Raw genomic sequence first — 22305 nt, 5'->3', positions numbered from 1 at the left:
CCTTGTTGGCAGTAATGTTGTTTATAAAACTTCAACTGTGGAATATCCACCTGGCTTTTTGGCTACATGCACTTGAGTGGCTACACGCTCGCTCATTTGTGTTACGTGCGATATAACGCCTACTTTTCTGCCTTGCGCTTGCAAAGAATCCAAAGCGTCCATTGCAATGCTTAGGGTTTCGCTATCTAACGTACCAAACCCTTCGTCAATAAACAAAGAATTGATTTGTACTTTGTTAGACGAAAGCGATGCTAAACCAAGTGCAAGCGCTAGCGATACTAAAAATGACTCACCGCCCGAGAGCGTATTAACAGAGCGTTGCTCGTCAGCCATGTCGCGGTCGATAATTGCAATGTCGAGCGTTTGCGCTATTGCGGTTAATTCGTAGCGTTTGTTGAGTGTTTTTAAATGGCTGTTGGCATAGTGCAATAATATTTTTAACGTTTGTGTTTGTGCTAAGTTACGCATGGTTTTACCCGTTGCATCGCCCAATACTTTATTAAGCAAGTGCCACTGCTCTACCTGTGTTTTAAGCGTAGTTAACTCAGCTTGTTTGCCTTCAAGCGCCTTTGCGTTTTGGTTGTGTTGCTCAATAGCGGTATTAGTTGCTAGTAATGAATTTTGCAGCTGCGTTTGTTGCTCATTTAAGCTGCTTAATTGCGTACTTAAAGCCTCTGCACTTTGTGTTGGTTTATCGCTACTGTTGTGTTTTTCAAGCGTAAGTTGCTGCTGTTTTAATGCGGCATTTGCATCTGTTAACGCTTGAGTTAACTGCTCGTGCTGAGTTAAATGCGCTTTAATAGTCTCGCTACTTAGCGTTAGTAAAATTTTGACCTGTTCGTGCGTAACATCGCTGTATTGCGCTTTAAAGTCAGCAAACCACTGGTTATAACGTGCCTCAAGTGTTGCTAGTTCTTGGCTGTTTTCAAGTAAGCGTTGCTCCACATTTTTAAGCGTTATAGCGTGTTCATCTCGTTGTTTTATAGCGTCGTCATAGGCTTTTTGACTCGCTTGAACCTGCGATTGCTTTTGCTCTTGCTCACTTGTGAGTTTTGCTTGATAGTCGTCTGCGCTTATTTGCTCGTTATTAAATAAAGCTAAGCGCTCACTTTGTACAGCGTCTAATAGCTCTTTTGCTTTTACAAACTCTTCATTAAGTACTTTTAGCGATTGCTCGCTTTTACTAACAAGCGGGCTAAGCTGCTTTATTTGCTCACTAGCTGTGTCTTGGCGCTTTTGGCTTTGCTCAAGTTGCGTTTGAGTTTGCTGATACTGCGTAACCTGCTTGTTCAGCTCGCTAAGTTCAAGCGTATTGGCTTGTAGTTGCTGCCAAAAATCACTGTTTTCAAATTGATTATTGAGTGTTGTACTAAGCTCGTTAATTTGCGCACTTAGCTCGCTTTGCTTACTCGTTAACTGGTTTTGCTGGTGTGTAAGCTCAAGGTGTTTATTACTCAGTTGCTGCTGTACTTGCTGCTCTGCTTTAAGTGCTGCTTGTAGCTCGTTTACTTTGGTTTGCAGTGTACGTTGACGTTTTTGTTGCTCAAAGTATTGCGCTTTTTGCTGCGTTAATTGCTTATAAGTTACTTCAAGCTGATCAGGCGTTAAGTCGTTAAGCTCATTACGTGCGCCTTGCATGGTATTTTTAATGTCGAGCTGTTTGGCTTTTGCTGTTTGTATTATTTGCTCAAGTTGTCCGTGTTCAGCAGTTAACACAGCATGTTGAGTTTGGTGCTTATGCAGCTCGCTTTGTGCATGGTCAAATTGCTTTTTAGCTATATTAAAAGCATTTTCAAAATCAATAATTAAGTTATTTAATTGCTGATTTTGATTTACCGCATACGGGTGCTCAGTTGCACCGCACACTAAACAAGGCTCATTAGGGCGAAGCTCAGTGCGTAAATGCTCTACGTTTTCGCTGGCTCTTAAACGCGCTTGGTTAAGTGCGTACTCGCTGCCTTTAAGTGCTTGCTCGCTGGTTATTAAATGCTGATTAAGTAAAGCATGGGCTTGCTGGCTTTCATTTAGCTGCTGATTAAGTACTTGCTGGCGTTGAGTGCTTTGTTTTAGCTCTGCATTAAATTGCTTATAGCGCTCTCGCTGCTCTTTTAAGTAATCAATACTTTTTAGCTGCGCGTCGCAGTGCTCTGCATTAAATTCATTAAGCTGAGTATTTAAAACTTGCAAAGCTGACTGCTCGCTCGTAAGTAACGCCTCGCACTGCTGCACTTTATTATTTTGTGTATTTAAACGCTCGCTCTGACCTGCAAGCTCGGTATTAAGAGTTTGGCTTTGTGCAAGGTTTGCAGTTAATTGCTGTTGTGCATTTAAGTAGGTATTAAAGCTTTGCTGATAGTAGCTCCAGTCTTTTGCTAAAACGTGCAGCTGTGCATGCTCATTAAGCCATTGCTGGCTTTTAGTTGAGTCGGTATTAGCGAGTTCTAGCTCGTTATTGCTTTGTTTAAGCTGCTGTATGAGCTCATCAAGTTGAGTTTGCTCTTTGGTTATTTGCGACTCTGTGCCTTTTACAGCTTGAGTTTGCAAAGCAATGCTGCTGTCGAGCTCTCTCGCTTTTGCTATAACGGGCGCTGCATTTTGTTTTTGCTCATTGGCGTTATTAAGTAGCTCAGTATGCTTAGTAAGCGCGGTATTACGCTCGTTAATTACCGCTAAATGATCAACACTTTTAAGCGATGTTATTTGCTGATCTAGCGCCGTATTTTGATCGGTTAATTGAGTAAAACGGCTGCGGTTATCTTTTATTTCAAGCGCTTGTTTAGCTTGTTTTGCCTGCTCGCTTTGTGAGGTAATACTTTCAAGCGCTGAGCTTGCTTGTTGCTGGGTTTGCTGTGCTTGCAGTAAGTTTTGCTCAAGCACTGTAGCTTGCTGATACCAGTTAAGTCCTTTTTCGGTTTTGGTCTGCTCTTTTTTAGTGTGTTCGGTTTGCGCTTTTAAATCGGTTAACTTGGTTTGTTGTAGCTCAAGTTCATCGCTCGTTAATAAGGTATAGCTTTCAAGGCCTGCTTTAAGCGCTTCAAGCTTTGCTACTTGCTCTTTATGGCGCTCAAAAATACGCACGCCAATACGGCTAAATTTATCGGTGCCTGTTAAACACTCTAAAAGTTGTGCTCGCTCATCGCCAGTGGCTTTTAAAAATGCAGCAAACTCATGTTGCGCTAAAAGTACGGCACGGGAGAACTGCTCAAAGTTAAGCCCTATTTTACTCTCGACTTCTTTTATTGTATGGCTTTTGTCAGCTATTAAAGTTTCGTCTGGCAGGGTAATTAATGTGTGCTCTGCTACTTTAAGTTTGCCTGTTACTTTTTTATGGGTGCGTGAAATTGTATAGCGCGCACGATAAAGCTGTTTATCTTGTCCTAAAAAGTCGACCTCGGCGTAGCCTTCCCATGTGCCTCTGCGTAGCAAGTTTCGCGCATCATTAAGCTTAATGCTGTCGCCGTTAAACTCAATTAAGTTACCTTTATCGCCGCGCAGCCTCGCTGTTTTTGTATAAAGGGCTAAACAAATAGCATCTAAGAAGGTACTTTTACCAGCACCGGTATCGCCTGTTATCGCAAATAAGCCTGCATCTTTTAATGGGGCTTTAGTAAAATCTATTTCAGCGTCAACTATTGAGGCTAAATTATGAATACGAACTGCGGTTATTTTCATAGTTGTTCTTGCTCCGTAAGCTCGTTTATCACATCACTTAAAAGTGCTTTTAGCTCATCGGGTACGCTTTGCCCTGCCATGTCTTTATCGTTTGCGAATGCTTGTTCTAATAGGTTTAGTGGGTTGAGCATTTCAACTTCGCTTAAATCTTCAAATACGGTGTTGTCGTCATTTTGCGCTGATTGCTCACGTACACGTTCAATACCACAAAATTTAATATGCTTGCCTTCAAGTGCTTGTTCTATTTGTTCTCTGAAGGTGGTGTCGGTATCGCTTGATTTAAGCTTTACACGTAAATAAGGCGCTATTATATTTTGTGCGGTGTCGAGCGCTTTAATTTGCTCGCATAGTTCGCTTAATGGTACACACTCCCCTTTTGGTAAAATAATCACATCGGCAGAGCGTGGAATGTAAAGGGGGTTTACAGTTGTACTAATATGTTGTTTTTCATCAATAATAAACTCAACAACATTTACTTGGTGCGTGTAGTTACGCTCTGAAAACGACATAGGGATAGGTGTGCCGCTGTAGCGAATAATATCGCTTTTAGCGACTTGTTGCGCTTTGTGTAAATGCCCAAGGGCAACATAGTTGGCTTGTTTACCAAATACATTGGCTGAAATAGACTCCTCACCACCTATCACTAAGTTACGCTCAGAATCACTTGAGATATCCCCGCCTTTTGCGTGTAAATGTCCCATAACTATTAATGGTGAGTTTTGCTCGTTTATATTAGTAGCTTGTTCTAGTGCAAGCTCGTAAGCTTTTGCAACGCCTTGAGCATAACTAGGGCCGCTTTCGGTTTGGCTAAGTAAACTTACATCGCTTGCACGTAAAAATGGCATAGCGACGATTACAGCGCGTTTACCATTGGTATTTATGGTAATAACAGTTTCATCGGGTGTTGCGACATCAAAGCGCCCTACTACGTGAGTATCAAACTGTGCAAGTAATGGCTGAGCTGCCAAAATACGATTTGCAGAGTCGTGGTTACCCGCAATAATCACTACATGTAATAATGGGCATGCTTTTTTGGCGTCTTTAATAAATTGATAAAGCTGATTTTCGGCGCTAGCACTTGGAGTCGCTGTATGATAAATATCGCCAGCAACTAGAAGTAAGTCTATTTGTTGTTCAACAAGAGTGGCTAATAACCATGTAAAAAAGGCTTGATGTTCAACACGGCGATCGTGTTCGTAAAATTGTTGGCCAAGGTGCCAATCTGAGGTGTGGAGGACTTTCATGTCGCGCTCTTAATAAAACCGTAAGAGCGCCAATATACCCAAGGCTGTTAAAGATGCAAGCCTAAGCCGTGCATTACCTTAGGTTAAACTGTACCAAGCTGAAAAAACAACCGGTAATGCTAAAAGTGCCATTAATAATGGAATTTTTAACGTTTTAGTTTGTTTTGCGTGTAGCGCCTTTAATGCATTAGTTTCGTTGCACGCTGCTACTTTATCGATATAAAAATAACCCGAATCGAGATACTGCTTACAGTTATTCTCACTTGCTGGAATCGCAATTAGTTCTTGTTGTTTTTTTAGGATGTAAAAATCCATAAGCCCACCGCATTTCTTGCTAGTAATCGATATTAATTTGAGGATAAATGTGACGAATTTATTTGCCTCAAATAAAAAGGTTGGCGATTTTAAATATAAACTGCACTAAAGATCAACCTAAAATTGAACTATTTATCATTTATCGTAAAAATAGCGAATATTAAGGAAGTTCGGCAATATTTGAGCCAATAATTCAGCTGTTTTCACTGTATTTTTGTTCAGTAGAGTGGGCTTTTAGCTCATTTTACTTATTGCAAATTTGAGGCATTTATACATAGGATTATTGGTTTACCTGATAATGCTAAAGCAATACTTTTTTAGCAAAGTAGGTAAAGTTAATGTGCTTTTTCCAAGCTCTAAAACTTGTATTTAATAGCTCAAAACCATTATTAAATCCCACTTTTGTAAACCCCCTTTACAGTTTTTATTTATTCGTATTTTGTTACAAAATAATTGTACTTTTCAATCTAGCAAACTAAGTGAACATCACCCTAAAAATACGGTACTTGGTCGCTAATTTATTGAAGCTAACTGGTATATTTGTCAAAGTATGCTCACAAAATTATATTAGGACTAACAATGAAAAAAATAGGTCTTACGCTAAGTGCTTTTGTATTGCCTTTGGCAATATCTAGTGCGGTTATGGCGTCTTCGGTTGAGCAAACAAAAGGTTCTTTTGTTGATAAATTTCGTCAATTAGACGAAGCGCTTCCTACACCCAACGTTTATCGTAGTGCCGCTGGCGAACCAGGTGAAAAATACTGGCAGCAACGTGTAAACTACGATATTGATGTAAAGCTAGATGAAAAAAAGCACCGTATTACCGGTAGCCAAAGCATTGAATATAAAAATAACTCTCCGCATACACTTAAATATTTATGGTTACAGTTAGATCAAAATATTTTTAAAAGTGATTCTATTGCCGAAACAACTAAAACGTTTAAAAGCACTTTAGAAAGTCTACCAGCTCAAAAGCCTGCTAAATTAAGTTTAGGTGACTTACGCCGTCAGCAATTTATGAGCGACAACGAACTGGGTTATACAATCAGTGGCGTAAAGGATGACGATGGTAAAGAGCTACGCGTAACTGTAGTTGATACTTTAATGCGCATTGATTTAAACGAGCCATTAAAACCAGGTAAAGAAGTAGAATTTAGCATGAACTTTGCCTTCAACATTGTTGAAGAAGATGCTGTAGGTGCACGTTCTGGTTACGAGCACTTTGAAGAAGATGGCAACGACATATTCTTAATTGCTCAGTGGTTCCCTCGCTTAGCGGCTTATACCGATTACGAAGCATGGACAAACAAGCCATTTTTAGGCTCTGGTGAGTTTACGCTTGAGTTTGGTGATTACGATGTTGAGATTACTGTTCCGGCAGATCACATTGTATCGGCAACAGGTAAGCTTGATAACGCGAGCAAAGTACTTACAAGTACTCAGCGCAAACGTTTAAAGCAAGCTGAAACATCTAAGCGTCCTGTGTTTATTGTTAACGCAGAAGAAGCGCTAGAAAACGAAAAAGAAGGCACCGACAAAACTAAAACGTGGCACTTTAAAGCACAGAATGTTCGTGACTTTGCTTGGGCGTCGTCTCGTAAGTTTATGTGGGATGCAAAGGGTTATCAGCAAGGTGGTGACGTTCAGCCTTTAGTTATGGCAATGTCGTTCTTCCCTAAAGAAGGTGGTGACTTATGGAAAAAGTACTCAACTGAAGCGGTAGTACACACAATGGAAGTGTACTCTAAGTATTCGTTTGATTACCCGTACCCAACTGCACAGTCGGTTAATGGCCCCGTTGGTGGTATGGAATACCCAATGATCACCTTTAACGGTCCGCGTACTAAGTTACAAGATGACGGTACTCGTACTTATTCTCAGGCTGAAAAGCGCTTTTTACTTGGCGTAGTTATTCATGAAGTTGGTCATATTTACTTTCCGATGATTGTGAACTCAGATGAGCGCCAATGGACGTGGATGGATGAAGGCTTAAACAGCTTTTTAGATGGTGTTGCTGGTCGTGAATGGGATCCTACTATTCCTTGGGGTGTTGAGCCTCGCGATATAGTGAGCTACATGAAGTCTGAAGTCCAAGTACCAATTATGACTCAGTCAGACAGCGTATTACGTTTAGGCCCTAATGCTTATACTAAACCTGCCGCAGCCCTTAATATTTTACGTGAAGTAATTTTAGGCCGTGACTTATTCGACTTTGCATTTAAAGAGTATGCTCAGCGCTGGAAATACAAGCGCCCTACCCCAGCTGATTTTTTCCGCACAATGGAAGAAGCCTCTGGTGTTGATTTAGATTGGTTTTGGCGTGGCTGGTTTTACACCACAGACCATGTTGATATCTCTTTAGATAAAGTATATCAACTACGTTTAGACACTAAAAACCCTGATATTGATTACAGCCGTTTACGTGATATTGAAGCAGATAAGCCTACGTCATTATTTGTTGAGCGTAACCGCGCCGAAGGTAAAAAAACATGGGTTGAGCAAAACCCTGATGTTACCGATTTTTATGACGAAAACGACCGCTTTACTGTAACCAATAAAGAACGTAACTCGTACAATAAGTTTTTAAAAGGCTTAGAGCCGTGGGAGCGTAAAACGCTTGAACGTGCTTTAGAAGAAGATAAAAACTACTACGTTATGGAATTTTCAAACCTAGGTGGTTTGGTAATGCCTATATTACTTGAGCTAACATATGAAGATGGCACAACTGAAGAGCGTTATATTCCTGCTGAAATTTGGCGTCGTAATTATAAAAATGTTCAAAAGCTAATTGTTACCGATAAAAACAAACCGCTTGTATCAGTTACTGTAGATCCTAATTGGGAAACTGCGGATGTAGATATTGAAAATAATAACTACCCTCGTCGTATTATTCCTTCACGTATTGAAGTGTTTAAAAAGGAAAAGAGTAAAGCTAAAGTAAGTCGCGATATCATGCAAGATATTAAAACTGAGCTTAAAACTGATGAGAAGAAAGACGAAAAAGATAACGGTGAGGAGCCGCAATAATGCGCTTTTTGCTTATTATTGTTTGCCTTTTAGTTGCTGCGCCGAGTATGGCGCATCAACTAAAATCGTCAGTTACAACCGTGCTTTTTAATAAACGAACGCATAATGTTGAGTTAATGCATCGCTTTTATTTACATGATACCGAACATGCCGTAGGAACATTATTTGAAGGCAAAATCGATATTATTAGTAATAAAGCCGATCAGCAACGTTTTGCTAAATATGTTGAATCGCATGTTGCTCTACAAACATTAAGTGGTGAGCCTTTACCACTTAGCTTTGTAGGGGCGCAAGTAGATGGTAAGTTTTTTTGGGTTTACCAAGAAGCACCAATTCCTGAAAACATTGAAGGAATTAAAATGAGCAATGGCGCGCTTCGTGATTTATGGCCATCTCAGGTAAATATGGTAAACGTTGAGGGCAAAGGTAAGATTAAAACTTTAAACTTTGCACAAGATGATACTTGGCTCGAAGCCCGCTTTGAGCAAAATTAACAGTTAAAACTTCCCCAACCAACGCGCACTGCAGTTAATGTGCGCGTTTTCTTTATACGTTTAAACTGCGTTCATTTTTGATCTGGTATATGTAAATTTACGTAAAAAATGGTAGTTCAATTTGTATATTTACCATTTTTTGCGCATGCTACAACTACCAATTATATTTACTGTATTATCAATAGATTGATAGCAGTGCAAATAAATAATTTAAATATAGTTAGTTTCATTTATCCCTTTAGCTATAACTGGCTTGGGCATAAGCAGTAGAGAATTTTATGTTTAAATTTTATTTAGTAATAACTAAATTCAGGGAATGATATGACTACTCAGGTTGAGGCTATTTTTGGAGTAATTTTTGATTTAGATGGAACATTAGTTTCATCCGAACTAGATTTTACATTAATTAAAGCCCAAATAGGTTGCCCTTGCGAGCAAGACTTGCTTGATTACATTGCTCAGTTGCCCTCACCGTATATGCGTGAAGAGGCAATGAATATAGTTCACCAACACGAATTAATAGACGCACAACACGCCAGTATTTTACCTGGGGTGAGTGAAGCTATTAATGCTTTAAAGTCTAAAAATATACCGATGGCAATTGTTACTCGCAATTTTGATAAAGCGGCTGCAATTAAATTACAAAATAACCCACTTCCTATTAGTACAGTTTTAACAAGAAGCGATGCACCTGCAAAACCAGATCCCAGCGCTTTAAATGCTATTGCTACACTTTGGAACATAAATGCCAGAAACTTACTTTATGTAGGCGATTACCTTTACGATATTCAAGCTGCGCATAATGCAAATATGCGTGCATGTTTATACGCTCCAGAGTTAACGCCAGCTTACGCCGATCAGGCCGATTATGTTTTACATGACTTTGCTGACTTAGTGACATTAGTTGATAGTTATTCTGAAAAAATAGAGTTATGTTAAATAGCATGTCATTTAATTTATTCTGAAATGAGTATGTAGTTATAAAAGTTTTTATTAATCAAGTTTTGCCCATTGCGGAGCTAGCCCAATACGTTTTGAATTGGTAAAATACCGCAAAACGTAACGTATTCATTAGGGGCACAAAATGGGCAGAGCATTTGTAGTTCGTCAAAGTTCTATGATCAAAACAGCCAATGCAAAAACAAAAGTAAACTCAAAGTACGGCAAAGAGATTTACGTTGCAGCAAAAAGTGGTGATCCCGATCCCGAAGTAAACCAAACACTTCGCCGTCTAATCGAAAAAGCTAAAAAAGACCAAGTACCCGCACACGTTATCGAAAAAGCAATTGAAAAAGCAGCCGGTGGCGCAGGAGAAGATTACTCTGTTGCCCGTTATGAAGGCTATGGCCCTGGTAACTGCATGGTTATTGTTGACTGTTTAACTGACAATCCGAACCGTACTATCAAAGATGTACGTTTACCATTTACTAAAACAGACTCAAAAATTGGTACTCCTGGCTGTGTAGCGCATATGTTTGATCATTATGCGGTACTTGGCTTTGCAGGCGATGACGATGAAGTCGTATTAGAAGCATTAATGATGGCTGATGTTGATGTAAGCGATGTTGAAGCCGAGGACGGTAAAATATCGGTATTTGCACCGCCAACAGAATACTTCAAAGCTAAAACAGCCCTTGAAGACGCATTTGAAGGCATTAACTTTGAAGTAGACGAAATTACGTTTATTCCTCAAGTTAATATTGAAATTGAAGACGAAGAAGTTATTGCTAACTTTGATAAGTTTATAAATATGCTTGAAGATTGTGACGATGTACAAAATATTTATCACAATGCCATTGTAAAAAATTAAACGTAAACGGTTAAAAGCTTTAAAAAGCGTGTTTTGTGTATGCAAAACACGCTTTTTTACGTTTGAATAAATGTTAGATATTCATGTGTATTATGCTTATTTGAATATATATTTTTAAAATGCCTTAAAAGTGCTGTTATTCTAATTTTAGGCGATAAAAAACCAGCTTAAAAGCTGGTTTAGTACTTAATTTTAACTTTGATTAAGCAGTTAAAGCGTATTCGACTTTTGTTCTTTATATTTTATACGGTAGCTATGTAGTAGTGGTTCAGTGTAACCACTAGGTTGCGTTACGCCCTCTAAAACCAGCGCAGTAGCAGCTTGAAACGCAATGCTATTATTAAGGGTTTCTTCGCTTGTTGCCATGGGTGTATACGCAGTGTCATGCTCGTTTTGGCCATCAACCACTTTGGCCATTTTAGCCATTGTTGATTTTATTTGCGCTTGTGAGCACACACCATTTAGCAACCAATTAGCCATATGCTGGCTTGAAATACGCAGTGTGGCTCTGTCTTCCATTAAACCGATATGGTTAATGTCAGGTACTTTTGAGCAACCTACGCCTTGATCAATCCAGCGTACAACGTAACCTAAAATGCCTTGTGCGTTATTTTCTAGCTCACTTTGAATATCTTCTTTTGAAAGCGTTTTAGGGTCTGCCATTAGCGGCGGTGTAAGCAGGTCATTAAGACTCGCAATAGTACGTTTAGCTATACTTTGCTGCTCAGTAAATACGTTTATATCGTGATAATGCATTGCATGCAGGGTAGCGGCTGTAGGGGAGGGCACCCATGCTGTATTAGCGCCTGATTTAGGGTGAGCTTGTTTTTGATCCATCATTAATGCCATTTTATCTGGCATTGGCCACATGCCTTTACCTATTTGTGCTTTATGACTTAAGCCACAAGCAAGGCCAATATCGACGTTGCGATCCTCATAAGCTTGTATCCATGGTTGCTGCTTAATCTGTGCTTTTGGAAGCACAACGCCCGCTTGCATAGAGGTATGAATTTCATCGCCTGTTCTATCTAAAAACCCGGTATTAATAAATACAACACGCCCTTTAGCTGCATAAATACACGCTTTAAGATTTACAGAAGTACGGCGTTCTTCATCCATAATCCCCATTTTAAGCGTGTTTTTAGGTAAGCTTAGCGCTTCCTCTACTAAGCTAAATAAAGTGTTAGTAAATGCTACCTCTTCAGGGCCATGCATTTTGGGTTTTACTATATTAATACTTTGCGCGCTTGAATTTTTTATACCTGTTTTTTTATTTAGGTCGTGCAGGGCAGCAGTGGCTGTAAACATCGCATCCATAATGCCTTCAAACACCGGTTGATTAAACACATCGGTAATAGCAGGGTTCGTCATTAAATGGCCAACGTTTCTTACAAACATCATGCTACGGCCTTTTAAAGTAACGGTGCCGCCATCAAGTGCGGTGTATGTTTTATCACTTTGCAGAGTACGCTCAACAGTTTTATCGCCTTTTTTAAACGATTCAACTAAGTTACCTTGCATCAACCCAAGCCAATTTTTATAAACTTGTACTTTATCTTCTGCATCTACCGCAGCTACTGAATCTTCACAATCCATAATGGTGGTAAGAGCGGCCTCTAGCACTACATCTTTTAAACCAGCCTTATCAGCTTGGCCAATAATGTGGTGGTGATCGATATGTAGCTCTATGTGTAAATCATTGTTTTTTAATAACACTACAGTTGGGTTTTGTGCTTCTCCTTGATAGCCAATAAGCTGAGATGGGTTAGCTAATGTGGTTTGAGAGCTGTCACGCAAGGTTATTAAAAGTGCGCCATCTACTACTGAGTAATTCGTGCTTTCTATATGGGAGCCATTGGTCAGCGGCAATGCTTTATCTAAAAACTGGCGAGCGTAGGCCATTACCTTAAAACCACGAACAGGGTTGTAGGTATTACCTTTTTCAGCCCCGTCATCTTCGCTTAACACATCAGTACCGTATAAAGCGTCGTATAACGAGCCCCAGCGAGCGTTAGCGGCATTAAGTGCAAAGCGTGCATTACTTACAGGCACAACCAACTGAGGGCCTGCTGTAAGGGCTACTTCGGGTTCTACATTTTGGGTTTCAATTTCAAAGTTGGCAGGCTCTTTAACTAAATAGCCAATATCTTGCAAAAAGGCTTGGTATTTAGCGCTATCCCAGGTTTTATTAGCAAGATGGTAGTCGTCTATTTGCTGTTGAAGCAGCTCTCGCTTTTCAAGCAGTGCCTTATTAGTAGGGGTAAGTGTTTGAACGATATGTGCAAAACTTTGCCAAAATTGTGACTCACTTAAGTGAGTACCTGGTAGCAATTGATTTTTAACGAAATCAGCGAGTTGTGTGTCTACGCTGAGTCCTGAATGTGTGAGAGTGTGGGACATAGTTGCCTTCCTTTAAACGGTCGCGATGTTGTTGTGTGCTTGTGCGTAAGGCAACAATAACTCAAAAAGGCAATGTTGAGTGCTTTTTAGCCATTCACAAAATGTATAGCCACAATAACAACTATAAATTTACTAAATCTAGAAAAGGAGCCTAATGTTGAATTAAGCGCTACGGAACACACTCCTAGCCACTCTCACAACATTAAAATAATTTACACACTCGTTCGAAGGATTTTATTATGACAACATATCAACGCGAAACAGACACACTCTCTACTCTTTGCCAAACACAAGGCAGCGCATGGAAAGCTATTAACCCTGAATACGCAAGCCGCATGCGTTTACAAAACCGTTTTCGCACAGGGATTGAAATTGCGCAATACACAGCAGACGTAATGCGTGAAGATATGGCTGCATATGACGCCGACACAAGCCAGTACACCCAATCTTTAGGCTGTTGGCATGGCTTTACAGCCCAGCAAATGATGATGGCTATTAAGCGCCATCAAAAAACAACTAAACGCAGCTATGTATACTTAAGTGGCTGGATGGTTGCAGCGCTTCGCTCTGCATTTGGTCCGCTGCCAGATCAGAGCATGCATGAAAAAACATCGGTACCTGCACTAATTGAAGAAATTTACACGTTTTTAAAGCAAGCAGATGCACGTGAACTCGATCACTTGTTTAACGACCTAGATGAAGCAAAAGCGAACGGCGGCGATGTTCAAGCTGTTATTGATAAAATAGACAACTTTGAAACCCATGTTGTGCCAATTATTGCTGATATTGATGCCGGTTTTGGTAACGAAGAAGCAACTTACTTACTGGCTAAAAAAATGATTGAAGCCGGTGCGTGTGCCATTCAAATAGAAAACCAAGTATCTGACGCCAAACAATGTGGTCACCAAGCAGGTAAAGTGACCGTTCCACACGAAGACTTTTTAGCAAAAATTAACGCAGTACGTTACGCCTTTTTAGAGCTAGGTATTGATAACGGCATTATTGTGGCACGTACAGATTCATTAGGCGCCAGCCTTACTCAAAAAGTACCTGTGTCGCAAACACCAGGTGACTTAGCAAGCCAATACAATGCATTTTTAGAAACTACGCCAATTAACGGTGTTGATGATTTAAATGAAGGCGATACGGCAATGAAAATTAATGGCCAGTTATGTAAACCAACTCGCCTAGATAACGGTTTATACCAGTTCCGCGAAGGCACTGAAAAAGACCGCGTAGTATTAGATTGTATTACTAGCTTGCAGTCGGGCGCTGATTTACTGTGGATTGAAACAGAAAAACCACATGTTAAACAAATTGCAGAATTGGTGAATCGTGTAAAAGAACAGGTGCCAAATGCAAAACTGGTATACAACAACTCGCCTTCGTTTAACTGGACGCTTAAGTTTCGTGAGCAAGTGTATCAAGAGTGGGAAGAAGCAGGCCGTGACCTTAGTGCTTACCCAAGCCTTGGCGATAATAAAGGCCTTATGGCACCAGAAATGGATGCAACAGAGCTTGCACAAGCAGCCGATTTACTAGTGCAAAACTTCCAGCGCGATGGCGCACGTGAAGCAGGTATTTTCCATCACTTAATTACTCTGCCTACGTATCATACTGCTGCGCTAAGCACTGATATTTTATCAGAAGGTTACTTTGGCGATATGGGTATGCTGGCTTACGTGCGTGATGTACAACGCCAAGAAATTCGCCGTGAGCAAGCTTCTGTTAAGCACCAAGACCTAGCAGGGTCTAACATGGGCGATACGCACAAAGAATACTTCTCTGGTGATAACGCGCTAAAAGCCGGTGGTGAAGACAACACCATGAACCAGTTTTAATTCCTAACTAGATAGTGTTACTCAAGGGCCAATAGGCCCTTTTTTATTGTTTTAAATAAAGTTAGAACATTTAAGCACAATTACAGATCAGACTTTAACTAGGGCGTGTTGATCTTTGTGGATTGAAATTTGTTCAAACTAGGGGCGATTAAATCGCGGCGCGAGGTTTGTAACCTAGTGGGCTAAGTAAAAACCGAGCAAAGCTTTCGCGTCCTGCTCACGCCCCTTACCTACATCCATGTAGGCAACAAAGAGTTTATCGTCCCTAGAAAGAACCCAAAGGGCAGCGCATGTTTGGTATTTATGCTACGTTATCGCCTATTCATGGGGAATAACCACACTACATAAGCTCCGCCTTGCCTAAAAACCAAACATACTGCTGCAAATTAACCCACCAAAGTTCAACACGCCCTTGCCAAATCATGTTGGATCACTATTTAACTACCTGAGTGAATTTACAGATCAGAGTTTAACTAACCTTTTATAAAACGGCATATTTGGGGTAATTTTGCTGTAAAAAGCGTTTACAACAACTTTAAAAGGCAGGTAAGTGACTGATTTTTGCTTTAACAGACAAACTTAGCGAATTTATAAACCGATTTTTTACTAACTTCTCCGTGCGATAAAACAAAATTTTACTAACTGAGAGGCTATAAACAGTGACTCAAACCGATTTTTTACCAACTCAAGTAACAAAAAATGCTATAAACCGAAATTTTACTAACTGAAGTTTTAGCTAAGTCCGATATTTAACTGTCACAGAAGTGTAAAGGGGGTTTACAGTTTGAATACTACGGCGATAAATATAAAAGCCACTTATTTAAAGTGGCTTTTATTTGAGCAATAAATGTTATACTAATTTTAGGTTATTTAGTGTGTTTATCAAACCACCATTGAATATAAGCTACTTTAGTCATTAAGTTTGATGGGCGAGCTGTAATACCATGTGAAGCATTAGGAATTCGCACCATTGCAGTATCAACACCTTGTAGTTTTAATGCTTGATAAAACTGTTCAGTTTCTGAAATTGGTGTACGGTAGTCAGATTCACCAGTGAGCAACATAGTAGGAGTTTTAACGTTTCCAACATAACTAATAGGCGAGCGTTTCATGTAATGCTCAATGTGATCCCATGGTTTTCCTGGAAACCAGTAATCAGCAAAAAACGGGTAAAAATCGGCAGTTAGTACAAAACTGATCCAATTAATAACCGGTTTGGCAACTACAGCCGCAGCAAAGCGATCGGTATGACCTACAATCCAAGCTGTTAATACACCGCCACCAGAGCCACCGGTTACAAACAATTTAGACTCGTCGATAAAGCCTTTCCCTATTAGCGCATCAACGCCCGTCATTAAGTCGTCAAAATCGTTACTTGGGTAATTATGATGAATAGTTTGTGCAAACTCTTTACCGTATGAATCACTACCACGTGGGTTCATGTATAAAACGACATTACCTTTGGCTGCAAACAGTTGAATTTCAGCGCTAAAATGTGGGCCATAATTAGCGACAGGACCGCCGTGTATTTCTAGTATTAGCGGATATTTTTTACTGCTATCAAATTCTGGTGGGTAAGCAACCCAACCTTGGATTGGTAGCTTATCGTGACTTGATTTAATCCAAATTTCTTCCACTTTAGCCAAAGCTTTGTCACCCAATGCATCTGCATTAAGGGTAGTTAAACGCTGCGCTTTACCGCGTTTAATTGTTGCTATATCAGCAGGGCGCTGAGTATCGGCAAGGGTAAAGGCTACCTCGCCATCTTCGCTTACATCAAAGTCGCCACCTGAATAAGGACGACCAAAGGCAACGCTGCCAATTTGGGTTGTTATTATTTTACGCTTGCCACTGCGAGGCTGATAGGCGAGGGCGGTTTGGCCTTTATCAGCGTAACTAAAGTACACACCTTTTGAATTGGCACTCCATTTTATTTGACCTACGCTACGATCAAAATTTGGTGTTAAACTAGTTGTGTTACCTGTTTTTAAATCACGAATATAAAGTTGAGCATTTTCGTAATTAGTGCGTTTATCGTCATAACCTGTGTACGCTAAGTAACGACCATCGGGCGATACTTTAGGTTGTTCATCAGGGCCATCTCGGTTAGTAATTTCGGTTATAGTTTGCGAGGCCAAATCAAGTTTATAAATTTCATTATTTGTGAATTTTAGCTGGTTGTTTGTGTGCCTGTTCGCAGAAAAATAAAGTGATTTACCATCGTTACTAAAGCTTACATCGCCCGCGTTATCAAACTCATCATGAGTGAGTTGTTTAGCATTACCACCGTTAGCATCTATGGAAAATAATTGGCTAAAACCTTTTTGTGTGTAACCGCCACCATCTGAGCGGTAATACACATCATCAATAAATTTGGCGGGCTCTGCCCAGGTTGCGCCTTTTGGTTTACCTGGTAAGCTCACTGGCGCTGAATTAGCGCTTGGGACAAACATGCTAAATATTAATTGGTTAGAATCAGGGCTCCATGTAATCGAACGTGGACTACTCGTTAAGTTACTAATTTTTGCCATAGCACCTGTTTTAAGCCATTTAATATATATTTGGCTGCTGCCATCGCGGGTTGATATAAACGCAAGGCGTTGACCATCAGGAGAGAGTACTGGCGAATAATCCATATGTACGCCAGAGGTTAGTGGCTGCATTTGTTTGGTTTTGTAATCAACAGACCAAATATTACCCACTTTGCGATCTGTTTTTATATCCATGCGGTTACGCACAAAATAAACAGTTTTACCGTCTTCGGTTATATCTATTTGATTAGCATATTCTAAATTAAACACGTCTTGCAGTTGTAGTGTATTTGTTTCAGCGTAGGCTAAATTGCTACAGCCTAAAATGAGGCTAAGTGTTAAAAGCTTTTTCATTTTTATCCCTGTTGTTACTTTTTTTAATTTGCTAAGTAGTTATATGTTAGGGATTATTAAATTAACAGTAGGATGCGATGAAGCTCTTATTTAAATCTATGAGTTAAAGCTGTAAAGGGGGTTTACAGCTTCTATTTGTGGTTGTGTAAAAGTGTTTAGTTAGCTGAGTTACACAGGGCTTTTATGTCTTTTATAAGCGCTATGCCATCAGCGTTGTCGCCATGTACGCATAAGCTATGGGCGTTGAGCGTTAGTTTTTTTCCAGTTCGTGTTGTCACGCTGCCATCGGATAAAAGCTGAGTTACTTGTTTTAGTAATGCAGCTTTGTTGTGAACGCTACCCTCAAGTGTTCGTGACACTAAATGCCCGTCGTCGGTGTACTGCCTATCGGCGAATGCCTCAAGTATTAGATCAACTCCTGAATCTTTAGCTATTTGAATGTGCTTATTGGCATTTTTAGTCGCTAAAACCATTAGCTTTAAATCTATTGGGTAGCTGGCAATTGCATTTATAACGGTTTGTAATATTTTATCATTTGCCATCATGTCGTTATAAAGTGCGCCATGGGGTTTTACATAGCAAAGTGTTAAACCTTGTACTTTTGCCATACCCTCGATAGCGGCTATTTGATAATGCAGGCAATTTGTAAGCTCTTTTTCGCTAAGTGTCATTGAGCGCCTACCAAAGCCCTGCTTGTCTGGGTAGCTTGGGTGAGCACCAATTTGTACGTTATGTTGCTTGGCAAGTACAAGAGTGTTTGCCATTACGTCGGCATCACCTGCATGAAACCCACACGCAATATTCGCCATATCAATATGTGGCATAACGTCATCGTCTAGCCCCATTTTCCATGCGCCAAAGCTTTCGCCTAAATCACAATTGAGCTTCATATTAGTGCGCCTTTTGCGGTTTTATTGTGACAGGTAATACACCGTTAGCCGGTGCTTCTCCTAGTAACACTTTTGCAAGTGCGGTAAAAGCAGGACCAGACACAATGTCATTTTTATCTACATCAATATTATATGCATACGATGCAAGTACAGCATTTGCATAATCGCCAAATTTAGCAATGTCGTAAGGTGCTCTTAGGCTTATAAATACAGTGCTTTTGTTTTCTTCTTTTGCCACTTTTAATAATGACTCAAGTGCTTTTGGCTGCTCCGCATTATTAAGTGCAAAATTTGAATCATCTTTTAAATCATCCATACCGCCAATTTCGACCGCACTTTGATTAGGTGTTGCATTACCGGCGATAACTACATCAGCAGCGTGTATTTGTGCTTTTGCGAGTGCTGGGTCGAACCCTTGTAAACTACTACAACTATAGTTAAGTTTTTGCTGGCTGATAGCTTCAATCGCTTGCTGCATTGCCATACATTTACGCTTGTCGGGCATAATAATATGAACATTACTTCCTGCTTTTAAATTAAGTGGCAAAGTACTGTTATTATTTTTAACCTGCGTTATTGCCTCTACAGCAAGCTGCGCTTCTATTTCGCGATGTGCTGCACTGCCAATTGTTTGCTTTGCATTTATGAGCGCGGTAATAGGGTCAAAATTAGTGCTTAATCTAAATTTATTTTTAAGTGTAATTATACGCTGTGCCGATTGTGCTATTTCTTGCTCATCAAGTTGGTTTGATTTAACCGCTGCAACAAGATCTTTAATAAGATCATCGAGTTTATTTAAATCATCTGGTGTTCTAATTCCAATAGGCATTAGGGCAATGTCAGCTCCAGCGGCAAATGTATTTATTACCGCTTGAGTTGGTGTGAAGAAGTTACTAATACCAGCCATATCAAGCGCATCAGTTACTACAACTCCTTGGTAATTAAGCTCGCCACGTAAAATATCAGTAATGATTGCGCGCGACATTGTTGCTGGTTTTACCATAGTTTTGCCATTAACACTTATAAACGTTGTGCTATCAAGCGCTGGGTATTGAATATGCGCCGTCATTATCATTCCTGGGTTTTGCTTGGCGATAATGTGTTTAAACGGTGCTAGGTCTTGCTCGTAAATAACTTCTTTTGCATGGTTTACTTTAGGCAAGCCTGTATGGCTATCTACGTTTGTATCGCCGTGACCCGGAAAGTGCTTTAACGAGGTAATCACGCCATTGCTTTCAAATCCTGCAGCCTGTGCGGCGCCCAATTTACTCACTAATGCTGGGTTTTCACCAAACGAACGAACGTTAATAACAGGGTTATCGGGGTTCATGTTTACATCAACCGTGGGCGCGTAGTTTACATTTATACCGAGCGAATTTAGCTCTTTAGCTATTACTGTTGCTGTTTTTGTCGCAAAGCTTGTACCGTGTTTTTTGTAGGTTGCGCCAATCGACATATTACCGGTAAATGAGGTGGCAACATCGCGTGGTAAACGCGCTACACGTCCGCCTTCTTGATCTATTGATATAAATAGCGGCAGCTTACTACTGGATTTACTTGCAGCTGTTTGCAATTGGCTATTAAGCGCAATTGTTTGCTCTATCGATTGAGTGTTTTCAGAAAATAAAATTACCCCACCAATATCGTATTTTGCAATAGCGGTAGCGAGCTCATTAGGTAACTCGGTCATTGGAGTTCGGCATTTATTACTTACTCCTTGCTGGCAGAAGTAACGAAAGTCGAGTATTAGCTTTTGCCCAAGTTTTTGTTCAAGAGAAAGCACGGGTTTAGCAAGCGAGGATTGTAATGGCATTAAGCACCCAGATAAAAAAACGATAGACGATACAATACACTTATTTAGCAAAACACACTCCAAAGCTAAAAAGTAGATAAGTGTAAGCAGCTTAACTACTTTTTGAGGTAACTGCAAAAGAAGGATTTTTTGCAGAGGAACCAATAACATATTGTAAAAGTTAAAGAAAATTTATAATTTTGCTATTAGCGAAAAGTTATATTTAGTTGTATTTTTTGTGGCTTTGTTAATGTTAGATAATAAATTTTCAAGAGGGTATAATTGCGGGCTTTATATACAATTATAGGTTCGGGTACTGAATACCTGTAATTAGGATGGCATACGTTTGCGAAAAAAATTATTAACGGCCTTAAATCTTCGATTTCTTATTTTGCTTTTAGCGATTACGGCTTCTATTAGTACTTTAGTAAGTAGCTTTTATTCTACCTACCACGTACAAAAGGAGCAGTTAACGGCTTACACGCTAAAAAGTAACTATGCTTATGCCAATAAACTGGCATCAGCAACAGATAATTTTTTAGAATCCGCAATGCAACAACTGGCCTATTCAGCTAAAAAAATAGAGCGAAGAGTTGATGATGAAGATTTATTAAACCAAGAAGCGACCCGCTTACACTTACAAACGAATAGCTTTAACTCGGTTGTAATTAATAAGCATAGTGTTGTTGTCGCAACCTCTCCTAAATTTCCGCAACTTATTGGTGAATCAATCCACTCACCTGGCGCTGTACAAGCGCTACAAGAAAAAAGACCATTAATCAGCGCGCCTTATATGTCGGCTGCTGGGAACTTTATTGTTTTTATTTCTCATCCTTTGTTTGATCAAAGTGGAGATTACCTTGGTTATATTGGTGGCTCCCTTTATCTAAAGGAGCGTAATATTTTAAATAGCTTATTAGAGCAGCATTATTATGAGGGTGGAACATATATTTATGTGGTCGACGCTAGTAGGCGAATTCTCTATCACCCAGATCAGGCACTAATAGGGACAGTCGTCACAAATAATTCCATCACTAATAATATGATTACAGGCCAAAGCGGTACTTCTATTGTTAAAAATAGCCAAGAGATAGAAATGCTAGCAGGCTTTTCCTCTGTGCCTAAAGCAAAATGGGTAATTGTCGCTCAGCGCCCTGTAAGCGCAACGCTTTCGTCACTTGATTTACTCATAACTGAAGTAATAAAACGTACATTACCGATGGCTGTTATTACGTTTCTTTTAATCGGTTTTTTTGCTCACTTTATTTCCAGGCCTTTAAAACAACTAGCAGACAAAGCAAATACACTTGACGATCCAACAAGTATTGAAGAGCTAAAAAGTGTTAAATCTTGGTACTTTGAAAGCCAAAGACTAAAAATTGCAATGCTCAATGGAGTTAATACTTTGCAAATGCAGATAGGTCAGCTTCGTCATGATGCGCAAACAGATCCCCTAACTGATACTCATAACCGTAGGAGTTTAAACGGTTTATTAAACCAATTGATGTTTAAGCAAACTCCATTTGCTATTTTAGAGATAGACATCGATTTCTTTAAGCGAGTTAACGATACCTTTGGCCATGATAAAGGAGATGAAGCTCTTAAATCGCTTACTGATATTATCAAAAAATTATCTCGAAAAGACGATATCGTAGCACGTATAGGTGGTGAAGAATTTGTACTTGTCTTGCCTAATGAAAACAGCCAAAGTGCACTCAAAATAGCAGAGCGACTACGTAAAACTGTTGAGTCTACAAATATGGAAACTATCGGCTTTATAACAATTTCAATTGGGATTGCAACTTGGCCTGAGCACAGTAACGACATAGACCAAGTTTACAAATGTGCTGACAAAGCACTTTACCATGCAAAAGAACATGGCCGTAATCAGTGCATTGTTGCTGATATTAGCTAAGCATAGCTTAGCTAAGTAAT

The 22305-nt window shown here is 39.8% G+C and carries 13 protein-coding genes; 6 read left to right on the top strand and 7 right to left on the bottom strand.

Features of this window, described 5'->3' with window-relative positions:
• Window positions 1-21: 21 nt before the first annotated feature.
• The 3 genes from FFU37_RS17540 to FFU37_RS17530 all read right to left on the bottom strand — a co-directional run bounded on the left by FFU37_RS17540 (window position 22) and on the right by FFU37_RS17530 (window position 5231).
• A complete protein-coding gene (locus tag FFU37_RS17540) occupies window positions 22-3672 on the bottom strand; it encodes an SbcC/MukB-like Walker B domain-containing protein (RefSeq protein WP_138490130.1) in 3651 nt (1216 codons plus the stop codon).
• Complete coding sequence (locus FFU37_RS17535) at window positions 3669-4916, bottom strand: exonuclease SbcCD subunit D C-terminal domain-containing protein (protein WP_039488853.1); 1248 nt, start codon at window positions 4914-4916, stop codon at window positions 3669-3671. The genes FFU37_RS17540 and FFU37_RS17535 overlap by 4 nt, the downstream gene beginning before the upstream one ends.
• 78 nt (window positions 4917-4994) lie before the next feature.
• The gene (locus FFU37_RS17530; protein WP_002959190.1) at window positions 4995-5231 is read right to left on the bottom strand and encodes a hypothetical protein; all 237 of its coding nucleotides are present in this window, start codon (window positions 5229-5231) and stop codon (window positions 4995-4997) included.
• Window positions 5232-5810: 579 nt separating this feature from the next.
• On the opposite strand from FFU37_RS17530, the gene FFU37_RS17525 reads away from it, so the two are divergent.
• The 4 genes from FFU37_RS17525 (at window position 5811) to FFU37_RS17510 (ending at window position 10562) form a co-directional block, all read left to right on the top strand.
• Window positions 5811-8258 carry a M1 family metallopeptidase gene (locus FFU37_RS17525; protein WP_138490129.1) on the top strand — a complete coding sequence of 816 codons (2448 nt, stop codon included), beginning with the start codon at window positions 5811-5813 and terminating at the stop codon, window positions 8256-8258.
• Entirely contained in the window at window positions 8258-8752 is a 495-nt protein-coding gene (locus FFU37_RS17520; protein ID WP_138490128.1) for a DUF6702 family protein, read from the top strand. Before FFU37_RS17525 ends, FFU37_RS17520 begins: the two co-directional genes overlap by 1 nt.
• 321 nt (window positions 8753-9073) lie before the next feature.
• Complete coding sequence (locus FFU37_RS17515) at window positions 9074-9691, top strand: HAD family hydrolase (protein WP_138490127.1); 618 nt, start codon at window positions 9074-9076, stop codon at window positions 9689-9691.
• A gap of 145 nt (window positions 9692-9836) precedes the next feature.
• Window positions 9837-10562 (top strand): YebC/PmpR family DNA-binding transcriptional regulator, encoded by a 726-nt coding sequence (locus FFU37_RS17510; RefSeq protein ID WP_002959197.1) that lies wholly within the window; start codon window positions 9837-9839, stop codon window positions 10560-10562.
• 210 nt (window positions 10563-10772) lie between these two features.
• Here the strand turns inward: FFU37_RS17510 and FFU37_RS17505 are convergent, their stop codons facing one another.
• Entirely contained in the window at window positions 10773-12962 is a 2190-nt protein-coding gene (locus FFU37_RS17505) for a malate synthase G (RefSeq protein ID WP_138490126.1), read from the bottom strand.
• A 239-nt stretch (window positions 12963-13201) separates the two neighbouring features.
• Between FFU37_RS17505 and FFU37_RS17500 the strand changes: the two genes are divergently transcribed.
• Complete coding sequence (locus FFU37_RS17500; RefSeq protein WP_138490125.1) at window positions 13202-14803, top strand: isocitrate lyase; 1602 nt, start codon at window positions 13202-13204, stop codon at window positions 14801-14803.
• A gap of 866 nt (window positions 14804-15669) precedes the next feature.
• Here FFU37_RS17500 and FFU37_RS17495 read toward each other — a convergent pair.
• From FFU37_RS17495 to FFU37_RS17485, 3 genes are all read right to left on the bottom strand, one after another.
• Window positions 15670-17688, bottom strand: a complete 2019-nt coding sequence (locus FFU37_RS17495; RefSeq protein ID WP_138490124.1) for a S9 family peptidase — start codon at window positions 17686-17688, stop codon at window positions 15670-15672.
• A 155-nt stretch (window positions 17689-17843) separates the two neighbouring features.
• Window positions 17844-18578 carry a 5-oxoprolinase subunit PxpA gene (locus tag FFU37_RS17490; RefSeq protein WP_138490123.1) on the bottom strand — a complete coding sequence of 245 codons (735 nt, stop codon included), beginning with the start codon at window positions 18576-18578 and terminating at the stop codon, window positions 17844-17846.
• 1 nt (window position 18579) lies between these two features.
• Window positions 18580-20391 carry a glycoside hydrolase family 3 protein gene (locus FFU37_RS17485; protein ID WP_138490122.1) on the bottom strand — a complete coding sequence of 604 codons (1812 nt, stop codon included), beginning with the start codon at window positions 20389-20391 and terminating at the stop codon, window positions 18580-18582.
• Window positions 20392-20716: 325 nt separating this feature from the next.
• Here FFU37_RS17485 and FFU37_RS17480 point away from each other — a divergent pair, with 325 nt between their 5' ends.
• A complete protein-coding gene (locus FFU37_RS17480; protein ID WP_441295153.1) occupies window positions 20717-22285 on the top strand; it encodes a sensor domain-containing diguanylate cyclase in 1569 nt (522 codons plus the stop codon).
• The last annotated feature ends 20 nt before the right edge of the window (window positions 22286-22305 follow it).

This window comes from Pseudoalteromonas distincta (assembly GCF_005877035.1).
In the GTDB taxonomy this organism is placed as follows: Bacteria; Pseudomonadota; Gammaproteobacteria; order Enterobacterales; family Alteromonadaceae; genus Pseudoalteromonas; species Pseudoalteromonas distincta.
Note: the sequence above shows the minus strand (reverse complement) of the source record. Positions and strands in the feature narration are given on the sequence as shown.

Bases quoted from the DNA above. Each gene is read 5' to 3' on its own strand.
- FFU37_RS17510 (WP_002959197.1), top strand. From the start codon at position 9,837: ATGGGCAGAGCATTTGTAGTTCGTCAAAGTTCTATGATCAAAACAGCC.
- FFU37_RS17490 (WP_138490123.1), bottom strand. From the start codon at position 18,578: ATGAAGCTCAATTGTGATTTAGGCGAAAGCTTTGGCGCATGGAAAATG.
- FFU37_RS17540 (WP_138490130.1), bottom strand. From the start codon at position 3,672: ATGAAAATAACCGCAGTTCGTATTCATAATTTAGCCTCAATAGTTGAC.
- FFU37_RS17535 (WP_039488853.1), bottom strand. From the start codon at position 4,916: ATGAAAGTCCTCCACACCTCAGATTGGCACCTTGGCCAACAATTTTAC.
- FFU37_RS17515 (WP_138490127.1), top strand. From the start codon at position 9,074: ATGACTACTCAGGTTGAGGCTATTTTTGGAGTAATTTTTGATTTAGAT.
- FFU37_RS17500 (WP_138490125.1), top strand. From the start codon at position 13,202: ATGACAACATATCAACGCGAAACAGACACACTCTCTACTCTTTGCCAA.
- FFU37_RS17525 (WP_138490129.1), top strand. From the start codon at position 5,811: ATGAAAAAAATAGGTCTTACGCTAAGTGCTTTTGTATTGCCTTTGGCA.
- FFU37_RS17530 (WP_002959190.1), bottom strand. From the start codon at position 5,231: ATGGATTTTTACATCCTAAAAAAACAACAAGAACTAATTGCGATTCCA.
- FFU37_RS17520 (WP_138490128.1), top strand. From the start codon at position 8,258: ATGCGCTTTTTGCTTATTATTGTTTGCCTTTTAGTTGCTGCGCCGAGT.
- FFU37_RS17485 (WP_138490122.1), bottom strand. From the start codon at position 20,391: ATGCCATTACAATCCTCGCTTGCTAAACCCGTGCTTTCTCTTGAACAA.
- FFU37_RS17495 (WP_138490124.1), bottom strand. From the start codon at position 17,688: ATGAAAAAGCTTTTAACACTTAGCCTCATTTTAGGCTGTAGCAATTTA.
- FFU37_RS17505 (WP_138490126.1), bottom strand. From the start codon at position 12,962: ATGTCCCACACTCTCACACATTCAGGACTCAGCGTAGACACACAACTC.